The organism is Microbacter margulisiae (genome assembly GCF_014192515.1).
GTDB classification, from domain to species: domain Bacteria; phylum Bacteroidota; class Bacteroidia; order Bacteroidales; family Paludibacteraceae; genus Microbacter; species Microbacter margulisiae.
The window spans coordinates 105,622-122,799 of the sequence record NZ_JACHYB010000002.1 but is presented as its reverse complement, the minus strand read 5'-3'; the positions used below and the strand labels follow the sequence as shown (position 1 = coordinate 122,799).

The 17,178-nt window shown below is 39.7% G+C and carries 10 protein-coding genes; 9 read left to right on the top strand and 1 reads right to left on the bottom strand.

Annotation, left to right across the window (positions count from 1 at the left end; genetic code table 11):
- Window positions 1-630: 630 nt before the first annotated feature.
- Window positions 631-1,884, bottom strand: a complete 1,254-nt coding sequence (locus FHX64_RS09715; RefSeq protein WP_183413670.1) for a porin family protein — start codon at window positions 1,882-1,884, stop codon at window positions 631-633.
- Between the two features lie 307 nt (window positions 1,885-2,191).
- Here FHX64_RS09715 and FHX64_RS09710 point away from each other — a divergent pair, with 307 nt between their 5' ends.
- The 9 genes from FHX64_RS09710 to FHX64_RS09670 all read left to right on the top strand — a co-directional run bounded on the left by FHX64_RS09710 (window position 2,192) and on the right by FHX64_RS09670 (window position 16,762).
- Window positions 2,192-3,406 (top strand): IS256 family transposase, encoded by a 1,215-nt coding sequence (locus tag FHX64_RS09710; RefSeq protein WP_183413669.1) that lies wholly within the window; start codon window positions 2,192-2,194, stop codon window positions 3,404-3,406.
- 1,148 nt (window positions 3,407-4,554) lie between these two features.
- Window positions 4,555-6,027 carry a serine hydrolase domain-containing protein gene (locus FHX64_RS09705; RefSeq protein ID WP_183413668.1) on the top strand — a complete coding sequence of 491 codons (1,473 nt, stop codon included), beginning with the start codon at window positions 4,555-4,557 and terminating at the stop codon, window positions 6,025-6,027.
- Between the two features lie 111 nt (window positions 6,028-6,138).
- Window positions 6,139-6,963, top strand: coding sequence for a polysaccharide deacetylase family protein (locus FHX64_RS09700; RefSeq protein WP_183413667.1), 825 nt, complete (start codon window positions 6,139-6,141; stop codon window positions 6,961-6,963).
- 21 nt (window positions 6,964-6,984) lie between these two features.
- Entirely contained in the window at window positions 6,985-7,998 is a 1,014-nt protein-coding gene (locus FHX64_RS09695; RefSeq protein WP_183413666.1) for a hypothetical protein, read from the top strand.
- 572 nt (window positions 7,999-8,570) lie between these two features.
- Window positions 8,571-10,085, top strand: coding sequence for an NAD(P)H-hydrate dehydratase (locus FHX64_RS09690; protein ID WP_183413665.1), 1,515 nt, complete (start codon window positions 8,571-8,573; stop codon window positions 10,083-10,085).
- Between the two features lie 214 nt (window positions 10,086-10,299).
- A complete protein-coding gene (locus tag FHX64_RS09685) occupies window positions 10,300-11,346 on the top strand; it encodes a DUF4831 family protein (RefSeq protein ID WP_183413664.1) in 1,047 nt (348 codons plus the stop codon).
- Window positions 11,347-12,155: 809 nt separating this feature from the next.
- A complete protein-coding gene (locus FHX64_RS09680) occupies window positions 12,156-14,165 on the top strand; it encodes a tetratricopeptide repeat-containing sensor histidine kinase (RefSeq protein WP_183413663.1) in 2,010 nt (669 codons plus the stop codon).
- Between the two features lie 232 nt (window positions 14,166-14,397).
- Window positions 14,398-15,174 carry a LytR/AlgR family response regulator transcription factor gene (locus tag FHX64_RS09675; RefSeq protein ID WP_246392443.1) on the top strand — a complete coding sequence of 259 codons (777 nt, stop codon included), beginning with the start codon at window positions 14,398-14,400 and terminating at the stop codon, window positions 15,172-15,174.
- 535 nt (window positions 15,175-15,709) lie between these two features.
- The gene (locus FHX64_RS09670) at window positions 15,710-16,762 is read left to right on the top strand and encodes a glycosyltransferase family 4 protein (RefSeq protein WP_183413662.1); all 1,053 of its coding nucleotides are present in this window, start codon (window positions 15,710-15,712) and stop codon (window positions 16,760-16,762) included.
- The last annotated feature ends 416 nt before the right edge of the window (window positions 16,763-17,178 follow it).

Here is a 17,178-nt window from a genome sequence, read left to right as displayed (position 1 = left end):
TGCCCCTGTCAATTGAACGGGTTATAGAAAAATGAGAAGTTACGGGAAGATCTAACCCATCCCCCAATCAAATGATAGAATGACAGAATGACTGGGTGACTGATAAAACAGCAGAATTAATCTGCCAGACAAGCACAGGCTACCATGGTTGCCAAAACATGATGTCCTGGTGCTGTCCCCTTTGGTGAAAGGGGACGAGCAGAGCGGGCGGGGTTGGAGAATTAAATAACTGAATGACAAAGTAACAGAATGACTGATAAGACAGCACGAGATTAAAGAAGAACGCTACCTGCCTGGTTGTATTCATCTTCAAATTTTCAAATCCTTAAATCTCCACATCTTTTGCTTGTCGTCCTTAGGCTCAATGACAATGGAAGGCCAGATTTGAAAGGCTTTCCCACTACTGCTCATTCTTTTCTGATAATTCGAAAGGCACATATACGACACTAAACAAAATATGCGAAAGTACAAATAGTCCATTCAACTCAAAGAAATATTTTAATGAAATGTATATCAGTATAATATATGCATATACTACAAGTTAATGCAACAGTAGGGATTGTCCATTGTCAATTGAATATGCCTTTTTTAACTTCGTGTTGTTCTGTTATTCGATTCCTATCAGACTTATCATTTCGATCCTTTTGAACTCAAATTAAATAGCTTGTAACCAATGTTTAATGTGAATGTACTGAAACTAGTCGTCCATAATCCCCCATTAGGCATAATATTCTGATTTGTATATTTACGTATTTCCAGATAAAGACGTTTATATTCAGCTCCAATACCAATAGCCAGATTGGGTACATTTTTAACTTCATAATTAACGCTCGACGAATAGTTATATGTTCCTGATGTATATAAGAGTTGACTGCTATAATGTGAATCAAAATTATCCGATAAAACTGAATGAACCTGACCACTTATGAAAAGTTTCCATTTATCAGTAAGAAAAAAATAACGCTTTATACCAAACGATAGATTTAAGGATTTATAGTCTATGTGATTAATATAGACTGTCCGAACATCAGATGTAAACTGATCATATTCAGGCTCCATAAAAAGACTCCATTGATTTTTATCAAACGGTAAAACATATTCTATGTTTATCCCCGCATGAAGATTCAGCTTATTTTTAAAATCCCCATTTAAATAATTTGCCTCGCTGTTTGTTATTGTCAGAGAAGAATAATTAATCCCGCCAAACAAGCTGACATGAAGGATATCCCTTTGATATGTTATATGCTTTACTTTAAAGGATGGATCGACGCACTGGTTGTACCGTATAAAATAATTAACCAGGTCTTTTTTATAATACTCCGGAAATTCTCCTGTACTTACCCCACAACTTTCGCACCTGACATGATCATTGAGCTGAAGCTTAAATGTATTATTGACAGCTACTGTGTTATCGCGCAAATATTCTTTATAAACCAATTGCTTGATATTCATGCTGTCACACTTGAAAAAGAATCGGTTATCAAGCGTTCTTGATCTGTACATATATAAACTCGCTTTCCCGTCTACCAACACTTTTAGGAATAGGATTCTTTTTTCCCAAATCGGATTTCTAAACTTAGTTAGTTCACCCAGTTGTGATGGTGATACATCCACATTGACATCTGCCCTTACGTATTTTGCATAATCATTAATAGCAAACTCCGTGATATCGGCTATTTTGCCGATCTGCACTTTAGCCTTTGCCAAGAGCTTGTACTTAAATTCAGTCGGGTTGTTGTACCAGTCTTCGTTCTTGATCAGGCAATTGGTTTTTGTGCCGTCATTGGATATAAAATAACCGGGTTCGAAATGAACCTGTCCGAAAACATGGATGGAAAAAAACATCAACAAAACAATTACAATACATTTGGACGTTGTTTTCATGGTAGATAGGGTAAAATAAATGCCTGTTACATTTGATATAAAGGGATAGATCTTATTGAAAATTAATTCTAGCAATAGTCGAGCATTCGGTTATTATATATGGAGTTGTCTTGATCCTTTTTTAGATAATGATATTTTATCTAAAATAGTACTGACCTACTTATCGGAAATCAATCTTGTGTAATGCACATGCACAAAAAAACAAAACAGAAGATAGAAGAAGTTGTAAAAGTTATCGAGACTGTAAATTAAACTGTGTCAGTAAAGAATAAAATAATTTTATAACTTTACAATACAGTTTATTTTTATGGAAGAATTTGATTACAAGGCTTTTCAAGCCAAAGTTTTAGAACAGATAAAATCTGGCAAACCCCTTTTAGGCAAAGATGGTGCCTTTGCGCCCTTGTTAGAAAATATTCTAAATGCAGCTTTAGAGGGAGAAATGGATGCTCATTTAGATGAAGATGAGCGTAGTTTAGGCAATCGGCGCAATGGACGTATGTCCAAACAAGTTCAAACCCAATTGGGTGAAGTCACCGTTCATACACCCCGTGACCGCCATTCCAGTTTTGAACCTGAGTTTATAAAGAAACGTGAAACAATACTTGCAGAAGGTGTTGCAGACCGTATAATTGGTCTTTATGCCTTGGGGAACAGTACTCGGGAAATAAGCCATTGGATGGAGGAAAACCTTGGAAACAGGGTTTCTGCTGACACAATCAGTTCCATAACAGACCGGGTTCTGCCAGAGATTCAGTCCTGGCGTAGCAGGTCATTGGATAGTGTTTATCCAATTGTTTGGATGGATGCCATTCACTACAAAGTGATGGACGAAAAGAATCGTCCTGTAACACGAGCCATATACAACGTATTGGGTGTTGACCGTAACGGTTACAAAGATTTGCTTGGCATGTATATTTCCAAAAGCGAAGGAGCTAACTTTTGGTTATCGGTGCTCACCGATCTTCAATCAAGAGGAGTAAATGACATTCTAATAGCCTCTACGGACAATCTTAGTGGCTTTTCAGATGCTATAAAAAGCGTATTTCCACACACAGTAGTTCAAACTTGTGTGGTGCATCAAATCCGCAATTCAATTAAATATGTTGCAAGTAAAAATCAGAAAACGTTCATGAAAGATTTGAAGCTTGTTTATCAAGCAGTAAGCAAAGAGCAGGCAGCAATCGAACTCGATAATCTTGATTCAAAGTGGGGAAAGGATTATCCAATTGTCATTAAATCATGGCGTGATAATTGGGAAAAACTAACCGCTTATTTTGAGTTTTCTGATGCTATCCGAAGAATCATATATACCACCAATACCGTAGAAGGCTATCACCGTCAGATAAGGAAAGTTACCAAAAACAAAGGTGTTTTTACCAATGATACAGCATTGGAAAAATTGGTGTATTTGGCCTATCGCAATATCCGGAAAAAATGGACTATGCCTCTGTCAAACTGGGGATTAACTGCACAACAACTGGCGATTAAATTTCCTGAAAGGTTTAATTTATTTGAATAAAATCACAACATCAAACAAATATCCAGGCATTTTTCTTAGTTTTGCTTCCACCCAACAAAACGATGGTGAAACTTTGTGCCATTGTAATAAAAAACGATTAGGGGGTCGACCCCTAACCGTTTTTGCCCAACAAAACTCAGGATCTTCATTATCCATTATAAAAAATCGGATTAATTGAGTATCTGAAATTTGATAAGAATTGAAACTGACACAGTTTATTTTACGCTACCAAGTTATCAATAACTATAGTCCCCAAGTCTTATGTCCATCAGTTCTACAATTCTTGAGAGCAGGCATTAAAACAGATATTTATCTATCTTGAAATCTTGTAGTTATGCTAAATCGAAAGACTGGAGTGTCTTTCACTCCAATCTTTTTATACTACACAAATCCAACAATGAACTAATCAGTTCTCTTTTTGCCATAAATATAGATATGATCAATGTTTCTTTTGATCTATCAGTGCTAATCATAATCATTAAACTATATTTATTAATTCATGGTTTTCAAGGCGAAAGTATATATGAGTTTTCTTTTTTGCTTTAGAAATAAGATATTTAGTTTGTGATTTTAGACATACGATGATACTTATCATAAAATACAGATTTTTTTTTCTACCATCTACGACTAAACTACCTTGCAGTTGACATCTTCTCATCTCCCCTGTAACTTCTCTAACTTCTAACCTTCATTGTCCATTGTCCATTGAATCTGTTATTCTGTCATTCAGTTATTTGATTTCTACTGTATGCTAATTTTCAATAAGCATTTTAGGCTTATATTTTATTGACAATCAATATATATTGGGGAAATTTCTTTTTTTGTGTTCTCGTTGCAAATTAATTGTCCTATATATTACAGACATGAAAAATAATTTTACCTTTGCACAAGGATTGAGCTAAGCGAAGGTGCTTTTAGAACGAAGGTTAGAGCGTTGAAGCATATGCTCACTTTATTGTTTTCATCTGTCGTATGTCGAAAGATAATATATTCTTTTTGTGCTGGAAAGTGGGATATATTTCGTTTGATAAAGGCATGTTTTTATTCGTGTTCATCCATACATTGTTGAAATACTCTCATAAGACCGGGAATCGGATTTTGAAACGAGCGTAGGACGATGATATCCAAATTAATGTGCAATTCAAGTTATGAAGTTATTTCCGGTCATATTCCTTACCATATTTTTCATAGGACAGACGGGTAATTCCTGTTTTGCCCGTAACACAGGGAAAGAAACTCTTCCTGAAATAGAAAAAGCAACCTTCAATCCTGATGCACCACCTATTCGTTCGCTTCATAGTGTCGGGATGAGTGCTACCATATTGGCGCGTATTTCAGCTATTGCACGGACCGGCATACGGGCTCACGCTTATCCCGGTTGCCAGATTCTGGTTGTGAAAGATGGGAAAATGGTTTATGAAAAATGTTTTGGGTACTATACGTATGCTGCAAAGAAAAAAGTGACTCCTTCTACTATGTACGATTTGGCATCATTGTCGAAAACTACCGGTACTTTATTGGCTATCATGAAACTTTATGACAAGGGAAAGCTTAAGCTAACAGATAGGGCATCAAAGTATTTATCGTTTCTCCGGGGCACAGATAAAACAGACATAACGATTGAGGAGCTCCTGTTTCACGAATCCGGGTTACCGGCATCCATCCCGCTGTATAACCTGGCCATAGCCGGAAGATACAGACCCTCTTTGATAGAGATGTCAGAAGAAAAAACAAAAGATGATAGCATCGTTTTTAGCCATGAGTTTCAATTTAAAGAAGGTTTTGCTTCATCCATACCTTCTCCTGAGTTCTCGTTGCAAGTAGGAAAAGATTTTTATGTGAACAAACAATTTCACGATGCAGCTATGAAAATGATTGCCGATACACCCTTGAAAAGCAAAGTTTATCGATATAGTGATCTGAATTTTATACTGTTGGAGGAAATCGCCGAAAAGATCAGCGGTAAACCTATGGATGTGTTTCTAAACCGGGAATTCTATGATCCAATGGGATTGAACAACATCGACTATCTTCCTTTGCGTACACATAGTAAAAGCGCAATAGCACCTACCTTAAAACGAGATTTCTTGCGCAACGGGATTTTACAGGGATATGTAAACGATCCCAATGCTGCTATCCTGGGGGGAGTTGCAGGAAATGCAGGCTTGTTTGCAACGGCGCGGGATGTTGCGGCTGTATATCAGATGTTACTCAATCAGGGAGAATTAAACGGGAAAAGATACCTTAGTGAACGTACATGTCGCATTTTTACCACCACAACTTCTGCAAGCGGAAGGCGTGGATTAGGGTATGACAAACCGGTGCCGAACCGCCCCGGGCATAGTCCGTGTTGTGTGTCAGCTCCTAGAGAGGTATATGGTCATACGGGTTATACCGGGACCTGTTGCTGGGTAGATCCGGTAAACGATATGATATATATATTCTTAAGCAACCGGACTTATCCCCTCGACGGAATCAATAAGCTGATGAGAATGGGCATACGTTCTAAAATTCAGGAGATCCTTTATCAATCTATTGATGAATATGCAGAATTGCATCACCAAAAGGAAGAAAATTTAAGTTCCAATGTCAATAAAGCCATCATGGAAAAAATGAAATAAATTACCTCTGATATTAATAGTATGACACAACCTGTACTATTCATACGCAATGGTATGATAATGTTGTCATGCGGGTTTCATGTGGTCTTTAAAAATAAACCGGTTATTATTATGAATAAGATTATTCTTTTTATTTCTGCCATACTTCTGACGTTTGTTGTCACAAGTTGTAATCACGCGGCTCAACATCGAAGCACTAAGAGTCCGGCTAACGACAGTAGCTTATCTTCCGGTGAGCCACGTAACACTCCGGCACAGATTTGTGCAAAACCGGATGTGCCAGTGCTTTGTTTTCATCATATTGCGGATAATATCAAAAGCGTCTATGCGGTGACTCCGGCTACTTTCGAAGCCGATATGAAGATGTTGGCAGATAGTGGTTATCATTCTGTCTCTCCTGATCAATTATATGATTATCTGGTGTATAATAAACCATTACCGGCTAAACCAGTGATGATTACTTTTGATGATGCCCGTGCAGAGCAGGCAACGGTTGCGGAACCCATATTAAAGAAATATGGATTTAGAGGAGTCTTTTTTATTATGACGATTACGTACAACAAGAAGAATTACATGACAACGGAGCAGATTGCGCAATTGGCTAAAGATGGCAATACGATCGGACTCCATAGTTGGGATCATCAGATGGTAACCAAATACAAAGATGCTGCGGACTGGCAAAAAGAGGTGGTAGCGCCAAAAGCAAAACTTGAAAAGATTGTTGGAATGCCGGTGAAATATTGGGCCTATCCTGATGGTATATACAATCACACCAGCACGGTTGAGCTCAGCAAATACTTTAAGCTCTCCTTTTCGCTCGGTACAAAAAAAGACACACTCGAACCTCTGCAAACGGTTCCCCGAATGATTGTGCCGGGATGGACACCACGTGGATTGCTGAATGCTATGCACCGGACTTTTGAGAAAAGAAACTAACTATACGTAATTTATTATCACATGCACTATAAATATTATATTGTCCTGATCCTGATGTTCGGGGTTATATTTGGCTCGTGTACCCAAAAAAGTAAAGAAAATTCTGATAAAAAAGTTGTATCCGTGGCGCAATATGAAAAAACAACTCCACGGGTAGATACCATTGCTTATAAGAAAAAATTACGGGCTCTTGCCAATGGAGATACTTCCGGTTTATGGCCTGTCAAATCGCGTGTCTATCCTTTGAAAGGAGCGCTCCTCCCTTTTAAAAGAATAGTGGCTTATTATGGTAATCTTTATTCAAAACGAATGGGAGTCCTGGGGCAATATCCACCAAAAGAGTTATGGGAAAAGTTAGACTCAGAAGTGCATGCCTGGGAAAAGGCTGATCCTTCGACGCCGGTACAACCTGCTATTCAGTATATTGTTGATGTAGCACAAGGTACTCCCCTTAAAGATGGCACCTATTGTATGAGAATGCCTGCTCAACAGATTGATTCTGCTTTGACTATTGCAAGAATGGGTAATGCTATTGTGTTTCTTGACGTACAGGTTGCCCGAAGCGATTTGCAAAGAGAGGTCCCCCGTTTGGAAAAATACCTCAAAATGCCTCAGGTTAATTTGGCGATTGATCCTGAGTTTTCGATGAAAGATGGGAGTGTTCCCGGCCACAAAATTGGATATATGGATGCAAGCGACATTAATTTTTGTTCGAAGTACCTGGCGAAACTGGTCATAGCATATCACTTACCTCCTAAGATTCTGGTCGTGCACCGCTTTACCCAGGGAATGGTGAAGCATTACAAAGACATTATACTGCGCCCTGAGGTTCAGATTGTCATGAACATGGACGGTTGGGGTGGTCCCGCGTTGAAATACAGTACTTACAAGCGTTATATTTACAGGGAGCCGGTGCAATTTACAGGATTCAAACTATTCTATGTCAACGACCTGAAGAAACCTCCTCATCGTATGTTGACACCGCCCGAACTGATGAAATTAAGACCACAACCTATTTATATTCAATATCAATAGTAAAAAAGATTTGGATAATTGAATGCAATAATGAATGTACAGATATTGTTTGTGAGACGTGATTTTCGCATTATTTCCGAATTTTTATCATAACAGGAATATCAGATTGATCAGTGAAATGGTATATTTGTAAACCAAAATTTTTTATTCATTCACCTAAAGACAAGTGCCCTGCCTTGAAAACAGGGTATATTGTCGGGGTTTAAAGCGTCGGGATGATGCATTTCTGCCTTATTGAACAGTCGCGTTTGTGTAAAAACAGCGTGGCTGTTTTTTTGTTATGATGGTTTTCATAATCAAGCGTCTGAATAATAAAACAGCAGGGAAGGTAAAGGATGACACATTCAATGGTCAATGAAAAGCTGAAGTTAAAGAAGCTGGAAAGCTAATTCAAAATTCCCATGACAGATTGACATTGGCCCTTCGACAATAGACCTGTTGTTGACTTCTGTCGTTTGATCCTTCTAACTTCCTGACTTCTTACTTATCTTTGTGAAACGAATCTGTAACTTTTCCCTTTCTCATTAACAGTTGTTCCTGTTGCAGAACGTTCATCGTAATACCTAATCTGTATGAAAATTTTGTCTGCTAATGCTATTCGTAAGGTGGATGCTTATACTATTGAGCACGAGCCTGTTTCTGATTATGGTTTAATGCAACGTGCTGCCGGTGCATTGACGGAGTGGCTGTTGGAGCGGATACCTTCCGGCACACATGTGGTGGTTTTGGCCGGAAGCGGAAATAATGGCGGCGATGCGCTGGTAGCGGCAAGGCTGCTGATGTTGTCGGGGTTTTCTGTCTCTACCTATTGTTGCCATCATCAGGTTACCGTATCGCCGACATGTATTATAGCCAAAGATGCCCTGCTTGCTATACCGGATGCTGACTGTAAGGAAGTGGCAGGTCGCGATTTCTTTCCCCGGATTGAATCGACAGACTGGGTCATTGACGGATTATTCGGCTCAGGATTGAACCGGCCTTTACAGGGATTAGCGGTGGATTGCGTGCAACTGGTAAATCGTTCAGGAGCTACGGTGGTCGCTATTGATGTTCCTTCCGGTTTGCCAACCGACGGTGATTTTGTGGTGGATCCGGAGCTATGTATCCATGCTACCTACACACTTACATTTCAGTTGCCGAAGCTATCATTCCTGTTTGCTGAACATGAATTGCTGACCGGAGAATGGTCTGTCCTGGATATTGGATTAAACCGGAATGCCATCGAAAATGCCGAGACCTCTTTTCATATGATAACACATGACGATGCAGCTGCTTTGTTGCATCAGCGGGCAAAATTTGCCCACAAAGGCCATTTTGGGCATGCCTTAATGATTGGCGGGAGTCGTGGCAAAATAGGTGCGGTAGTTTTGGCTTCCAGAGCATGCCTGCATAGCGGGGTGGGGTTGCTATCCGTACATCTTCCCCAGGGAGGCGAGTTGGTATTGCATACAGCGGTGCCCGAGGCTATGGTGGAAGCAGATCAGAATGAGAAATATGTGACGCATGTGGAAATCAGCGGGAAGCATAATGCTGTAGGTATTGGGTGTGGGCTCGGAACTCATCCTCAGACGGCAAAAGCGCTGGAAGATATCCTTACACGTGCCATTTGCCCAATGGTGATAGATGCAGATGCACTGAACCTTATCGCTACTCATCCTGAATTGAAGTCGCTTTTATCTGCCAACACAATCGTAACACCCCATCCGGTTGAATTTGACCGTTTGGCCGGTAAATCCTCTTCGGGTGCTGAGCGTCTGGAAAATGCACGCCAATGGGCTGTCGATCATCAATGCGTGGTTGTGTTGAAAGGAGCTTATACAGCGGTTATTAATGCACTTGGAGAGGTTTGGTTTAATTCCACAGGTAATCCCGGGATGGCTACCGCTGGCAGTGGAGATGTACTGACCGGTATTCTGCTGGCATTACTGGCTCAGGATTATGATCCGTTTGATGCAGCGCGTCTGGGAGTGTATTTGCATGGTCTGGCAGGAGATTTAGCTTCAAACGCTACATCACAGGAATTTCTTACGGCAGGTGTCTTAATCGACTTTTTGGGAAGTGCATTTAAAAAGATGCAAAAAGAATAGCCTTGTTCCCTATTATTTATCTATTTTTGTCGTCATAAACTGATGATTGTGCATCCAATTGGCCGGAGGCCTTTCAGTCACCCGGAGAGCGCTATAAATACAAATTATTATCACATGAAACGGACATGGCAAAACTCTTCAACTTTGACACACAGAGGAATGATTAAATTTTTGTCATGAAGTCCCACGTGACTTTTAAATTAATTATAAACACATGAAATCCTTTTTGTTAAGTGCATTGCTTTGCAGCGCCTTTTTAGTCTCGACTCAGGCCCAGGTGGTGAACAGTCGTGAAAGAGTTCCGTTTTCAAACGGTATTACCTATAGTTTGCCGAAAACCGTTATTGTTGTACAGGTGCAGGCAGTAAAAACCATTAAATTGGTCGGCCCTTATTTCCAATATACGGAACGTTATTTGGGAACCCGCGATGTGATTACGAAAAACAGCATCACGTGGTCTGTGCAAAATGTGAAGGTTTCGACTAAAGCTGTGCCTGATGCTCAGAATACGTATGTCATAAAACCTGATCCTGCTTCATCGTTATCCTACGTTTCATTAACGCCGAGTGGCCTTTTATGCGGATTGAACGTTCCACCTGTAACAGAAACATCGCAACCGGAGATGGTTCAGCCAAAGCCGGAAACTCCGAATCTTGAATTCAATAACCTGATCCTGACCGAAGATCTGTTACAAGCCAATTCGATTGCTCGTATGGCTGAAGTGGCTGCAAAGCAAATTTATAACATACGCGATAGCCGTATCAACCTGATCACAGGGAATATGGATAAAATGCCTGATGGTCGTGCGGTGAACCTTATGCTGCAAAAAATGGATAAATCAGAGAATGACCTGATGGAGCTGTTTGTCGGTAAAACGGTAACAGTACCTACAACAGTGACTTTTGAAATTATTCCTTCGCAGGAAGTGCAAAATGAAGTCCTGTTCCGCCTTTCGACCGAGGACGGTATCGTAGGACGAAATGATTTGAGCGGTCAGCCCTATTATTTAACTGTAAAAGATGCAACTACCAAGAGCAATGCCGGAATGGACCGCGGAGGAGATAATGGTTTGTATTACCGTTTGCCGGGACAAGCTGTCGTTACGCTGTCCGATCCTACCGGAAATGTAATTAGCCGCCAGACAATTATCCTGGCTCAGTTTGGAACCATAGAGTCATTGCCTGCTAATCTTTTTAATAAAAACGCTCTGAAAATCCGCATCGATCCTTCCACAGGTGCTTTGCTGTCTATTGAGAAGTAACCCCGGTAAATTCTGATAAAAATATTCAACGGCGCTTCCTGTCTGCAGGAAGATGCCGTTTTTTTTGTCTCTCCTGAATCTGCACATATGATTTTGCCGACCTACGCTCCTTTAGATTGAAGGTATAACTTCCCTAACTTCCTGTTTCTTCTTTAATTTTGTGCTGTTTTATCAGTCATTCTAGCATTCAGTTATTCACTTTCCAACCCCACCCGCTCCGCTCGTCCCCTATCTCCAAAGGGGACAGCCCTTGAACATAATGTTTTGGCAACCATTGTGCCTTTGCTTGTTTGATAGATTACTTCCTGCTGTTTTGTCAGTCTCAATCATTCAGGTAAGATGTCAGGGCTAACGCTCCTTTAGATTGAAGGACTAATGAATTGAGGGTTAGATCCCACTCGTCACGCCGGATTTGTAAATCCGACGGGTCAGAAATAACGCATTATTATACAAATATTATAAGCTTTGGCTTAAATGTGATTTGTTATTTGAAATATTGCTTTTGGTTACAATTCACCCTGATAATTCATAATTTATTTGTACATTTGTTGGGTGTTTGTAAATATATGTTCCTGTGAAAAATGGAATAAACAGAATGTTTGGGTTAAGCTTCTTTCTTGTTTGTAATGATGTAGAAAAGAGTTTTTTATGAAACAGGTATACATATCCGTGCATTTGAGATACCGTATGATCAATACTTATATGAACAAAATTCCTATCGCTATAACGGGTCATAAAAAACCTGTGCCAGAGCAGAGAATTGCTTTGGTGGATACATACAGCCTTAATGTAAAAATAAAAATAAGCGCATGAAATTTTTGTATATTGGTCTTCTGATCCTTGTTTTTGAAGTTTTTTCCTGTACACACCCTATTCGTCGTGAAACAACAGATTATAGCCATATTGATTCGCTGGTCACACAAACCACTGATTCACTGGATAGCAATCCGTCGTTTGTTGCTGCCAGGCTGCGTATGGCACTTCATAATACACAAGATAGTGCCAGTTTCTACAAACTCTATGTCGTTTATATTGATTACTATTTACGGGTTTTTTCCCTTGATACGGCCAGTATGATGGCTAAACGTCTCCTTCGTTATGCCAATGAAAAACCACTCTCTTTTGCCAGGCTCGAATACAAAAGCGAAGCGTATAATGCCCTGGGCAATTGTCAGAGTATCAATGCTAATTTAGACTCTGCACTGGTTTGTTACCGCCTTGCTTATAAGTATGCCATGCTGGATTCTTCGAAAGTAAAAGTGCCTGATATTGCTGTCAATTTAGGAGATATGTACACCCGTAAGGGCAATTTTGTGGAAGGTATCTCTTTTTATCGGAGGGCTTTGTATGTCAGCGATTCCCTCCATATGCTCGACAGAATGGGCTTCCCGATTTATTTCGGACTGGCTCAGGCATATTTCTCCGGACTGAGGAATTTTACGCTTGCCGATACTTATTTTAATCTGGCCCGGAAGTATTACGACAATCGAACATTATTCGAAAAATTTGTCTTTTGCAACAACCGGGGCAATTTCTGTTATTACAGGCAACAATACCGGAAAGCGTTACCCTGGTTTCTGAAAGCGAAGGCTTTGGTAGAACCGGATCATATACTGTTTGATCTTAACCTGTGCAATGCTAACCTTGGCGATATTTATCTGAAATTGAGTAAGCTGGATTCCGCCTCTTACTATGAAAATAAAGCCTACGCTTATTTTCGTCCCCTTAACAACATAACCCTCCTGTATTATATTGCTACCGTGCAGGCAGGAATTGCATTAAAGCGAGGTCATGCCGCCGAAGCATCCCAATGGCTAAAACAGTATCCGGCTCCTCAGTCAACAGAACCTGATTTGTTGTCGTTACGCAATAAATGTTGGGAAGATTATTATGTCATGATTGGCAACTACAAGCAGGCTTTTGCTTACCAGACACAAAATATGCTGTTGAATGATTCTGTCAGAGCCCAGGAGGTAAACTCCCGTATTGCGGAAATTGAGTTGCGCTTCCGGCAGGATTCGGCTATCTTGCAGCGGGAGTATTACATTCATTCCCAAAAAGAGCAGATCAAAGCATTACGGCTAACAAATTATATCTGGATACTATTAAGCATTATTATCGTGGCGGTGGCTGCACTATTTTATTTCTACACGAAAAAGAAAAAGGATCTGCAACGGATCAGGCATCAGGAACAAATCACCCGGCTTCGTTTGCAAAATATTCGCAACCGTGTGTCGCCTCATTTTACTTTTAATGTGCTCAATCGTGAAATCAGTACGGAAGAGGACAAACAAAAGCATCAAAGTTTGTTTTCCCTGGTGAGTTTATTACGCCAGAGCCTGGCAATGACCGAGCAAGTATCCGTAAGTCTGGCGGAAGAGATTGGTTTTGTAAAAGCTTACATAGCATTGGAAAAACACCGACTGGGGGAGGACTTTGCTACAACATGGCATATTGACGACCAACTGGATATGGATCAATTGCGCCTTCCTTCCATGATGGTACAAATTCCTGTAGAAAATGCCATAAAGCATGCACTCACTCCCAAACCAGGCAAAAAACTTTTGTCAATTTCCATTACACGGCATAAGGAAGGTGCCTTAATTGTTATTCAGGATAATGGTGCAGGGTATTATCCAGGGCAACAGCGGACTAATGATAGCACGGGGACCGGGTTGAAGGTTTTGTATCAGACCATACAATTATTAAATGCAAAGAACCGGGAGAAAATCGTTTTTTCTGTGATGAACATTCCTGCTGATGCAGGTACCGGTACTAAAGTTGAAATCTATATTCCGGAACATTATGTATTTGAGTAAATCGGCTAACAGAATGACTGAATAATATGAAGTTAAAGAAGATACGGAAATATCTAACCCTTGCCCCTGTGGGTACTTCCCTTCATCAGAAGGGCAGAACAATTTGCAAAGCAAGCTAAGGCTAATATGGTTACCGGAAGATAGTGCTCAAGTGTTGTCCTCTGCTGCCTTTACACCTTAAACTTTCAACCGTGGTTCTCTTTAGACTATTCCAATATCAAATATTTTTTTCATGATGACACATTCAAAAACGGCTTATACGTCAGTTATTATTGATGACGAAGCCTTATGTATTGATAACCTGAAAAAATCCTTACAACGCTATTCTCAAATTACATTGGCTGGCACTGCCTGCAATGTTTCTGACGGACGCGCCCTGGTGTTGCAGCAAACTCCCGATCTGTTGTTCCTTGATGTGGAGCTTGGAGATATGAGTGGATTGGAATTTTTACACACCTTACGTGATGAGGTATATTGGCCGATGCAGGTTGTTTTTTATACTGCATATGAGAAATATTTGCTGGAGGCTTTGCGGGAATCCGCTTTTGACTTTTTGCTCAAACCTTTCACACCAGAAGATTTTAATTTGGTGATCAACCGTTTCCTGTCACATGTGTCAAAAATACAGGCCGGCCATACATTCCATGACAGGATATCACGCGTGCTGCCCGAAAACAAAGTGTTGATGATTGCAACCGTAACCGGTTTCCAATTATTGCAAAAAGAAAAGATAGGCTACTTTGAATATAGTAAAGAACAAAAACAATGGCAGGCAGTGGTTATTGATGGACAACGCCTTCCACTGAAACGCAGTACCACTGCTGAAGATATTTTACATTATGCTACCTCTTTTGTTCGAATTAATCAACAACAAATTGTTAATATTGATTATCTCTGTATGATCAAAGCTAAGGAATGTGTGTTGCAACCTCCATTTCAAAATGAAACACCGTTTCTTATTTCGCGTACCTGTTTTAAAGCGCTTCAGGAAAAATTTGAGATGATTTAAATGCAGTCTACCCATGATTTTTTACCGGATAGTCATTGTTTTTCACCGGCTAACCTGATTGTTTGTTTTATGGATAAAAATGATTTATTATTATCATCGAAATTTTTTACCTTTGATGATCTATATGTGTTTTTGAAAAAAGTTATAAACCAGATATTTAAATGCTTGTTAGGAATAATTTATTATCTACGGCGTCTGTTGCTGCATCTAAATAGCCCGGTTTTGCATCTAATACATATCTGCTGTTTATAATAGCACAAAATATTTTCATATGCCAACTCTATCTTACTTCCGTGTACACAATCCCAACGATTCCTTCTTATTATTTGCCATATCTTTTTATACCCTCCGACAGCAAAGAGAGCGTATGTTCCACAATTAGAAAACAATGTGTCCAAAAGCTCCTTTGCAACCTTACATGACACTTTGATATTGATTCTGGGTTGAAAAACCTATGGAAAGGCGTCAATCAGGCAAATGTATAATTTATTTTTTTAGGTATTAATTTTTCTGGCTTATGCAATCCATTATTCAAATGATAATCGCATTTCTTGTAAGCGGTTACTTGGTTTATATTTCTATTCCGGTTATTGTTCACATCTCAAAAGCAAAAAAGTTACTTGATTATCCCAACTATCGGAAAGTCAACACAGAACCTATCCCCAATCTTGGTGGCATCGCTTTGTTTATAGGAATCTCTGTTTCATCTTTGATCTCGATGTATTCACTGCCCTTAGGCGACATCCGTTACATGATTGTTGCCATGTTAATCATGTTTTTTATTGGCATCAAGGACGATATCCTGGTACTGTCCCACCGGCGCAAATTTATTATACAGATTGGCAGCGCACTGATTTTAATCGTACTGGGAAATATCCGGATTACAAACCTGCATGGAATTATGGGAATATATGGAATAGACTACATAAGCAGTGTGGTCCTTTCATTATTAGCTATTGTTGCATTGGTGAATGCCATCAACCTGATTGATGGCATTGATGGCCTGGCCGGAGGTTTAAGTTTGCTCATCGCTCTCTTTTTTTGTTTTTCGTTTTGGTCGTTGGGCCAATATCAGTATGCCATCCTCTCTTTTGCAATAGCAGGGTCACTCGTCACATTTTTGTTTTTCAATGTTTTCGGCAAAACAAACAAAATCTTTATGGGCGATACCGGTTCTTTGGTGCTGGGTATTTTGTTTGCTTCGCTGATGATTAAATACAACGAGTTGGCAGTTGCATCCGACGCCTCTGTCAAATATTCTTCCCTGGCACTTTCGCTTGCGGCATTTTTTGTTCCGTTGTTTGATATGACGCGGGTGTTTTGTGGCAGGATCCTGAAAGGAAAATCACCTTTTCTGCCTGATAAAAGCCATATCCATCACAAATTTCTTGACCTGGGTTTTTCCCATCTTAAGTCAAGCCTCATTATAACGGTTATTAATTTGCTGGTGGTAGTGTTGATCTACTGTTTACGCGACCAGGATGTTAATACACTCATTGCTGTCTTATTAGTTGCCGGATGCCTGCTCCCATACTTCCCGTTGATATACAAAATCCACATAATCAATAAGATGATTAAAGCTAATTAGGTGGCTTCGAAGTAAAAGATTGAGAACAGGAGTCGAAAGCCGAAAGGAACTACGGTTGAAAGTGTAAAGGCAACAGGGCGAAAGTCTAAAGTCAATCTGTTATGGAAATTTTGACGTAGAGAGACCTCAAAGGTTTTTAAAACCTTTGAGGTCTGCAACATATAAATTTAAAAGCAGGAGGCAAATTAAACAAGGTTTTAGGTTCCAACTTCCTTAACTTCTTCTTCAATCATTTGGCGTTTAAAGTCCCTTTAGGGATTTAGGATAAATTTCCGATTCTCAGATTCCTACTATCTACTATCTACCAACTACTGTCTACTTTGCAGTTTTTATCTTCTCAACTTCCCGTAACTTCTTTAACTTCTGATCTTCAGATTTTCATTGTCAACTGTCCATTGTCATAAGAGATTGAAGGA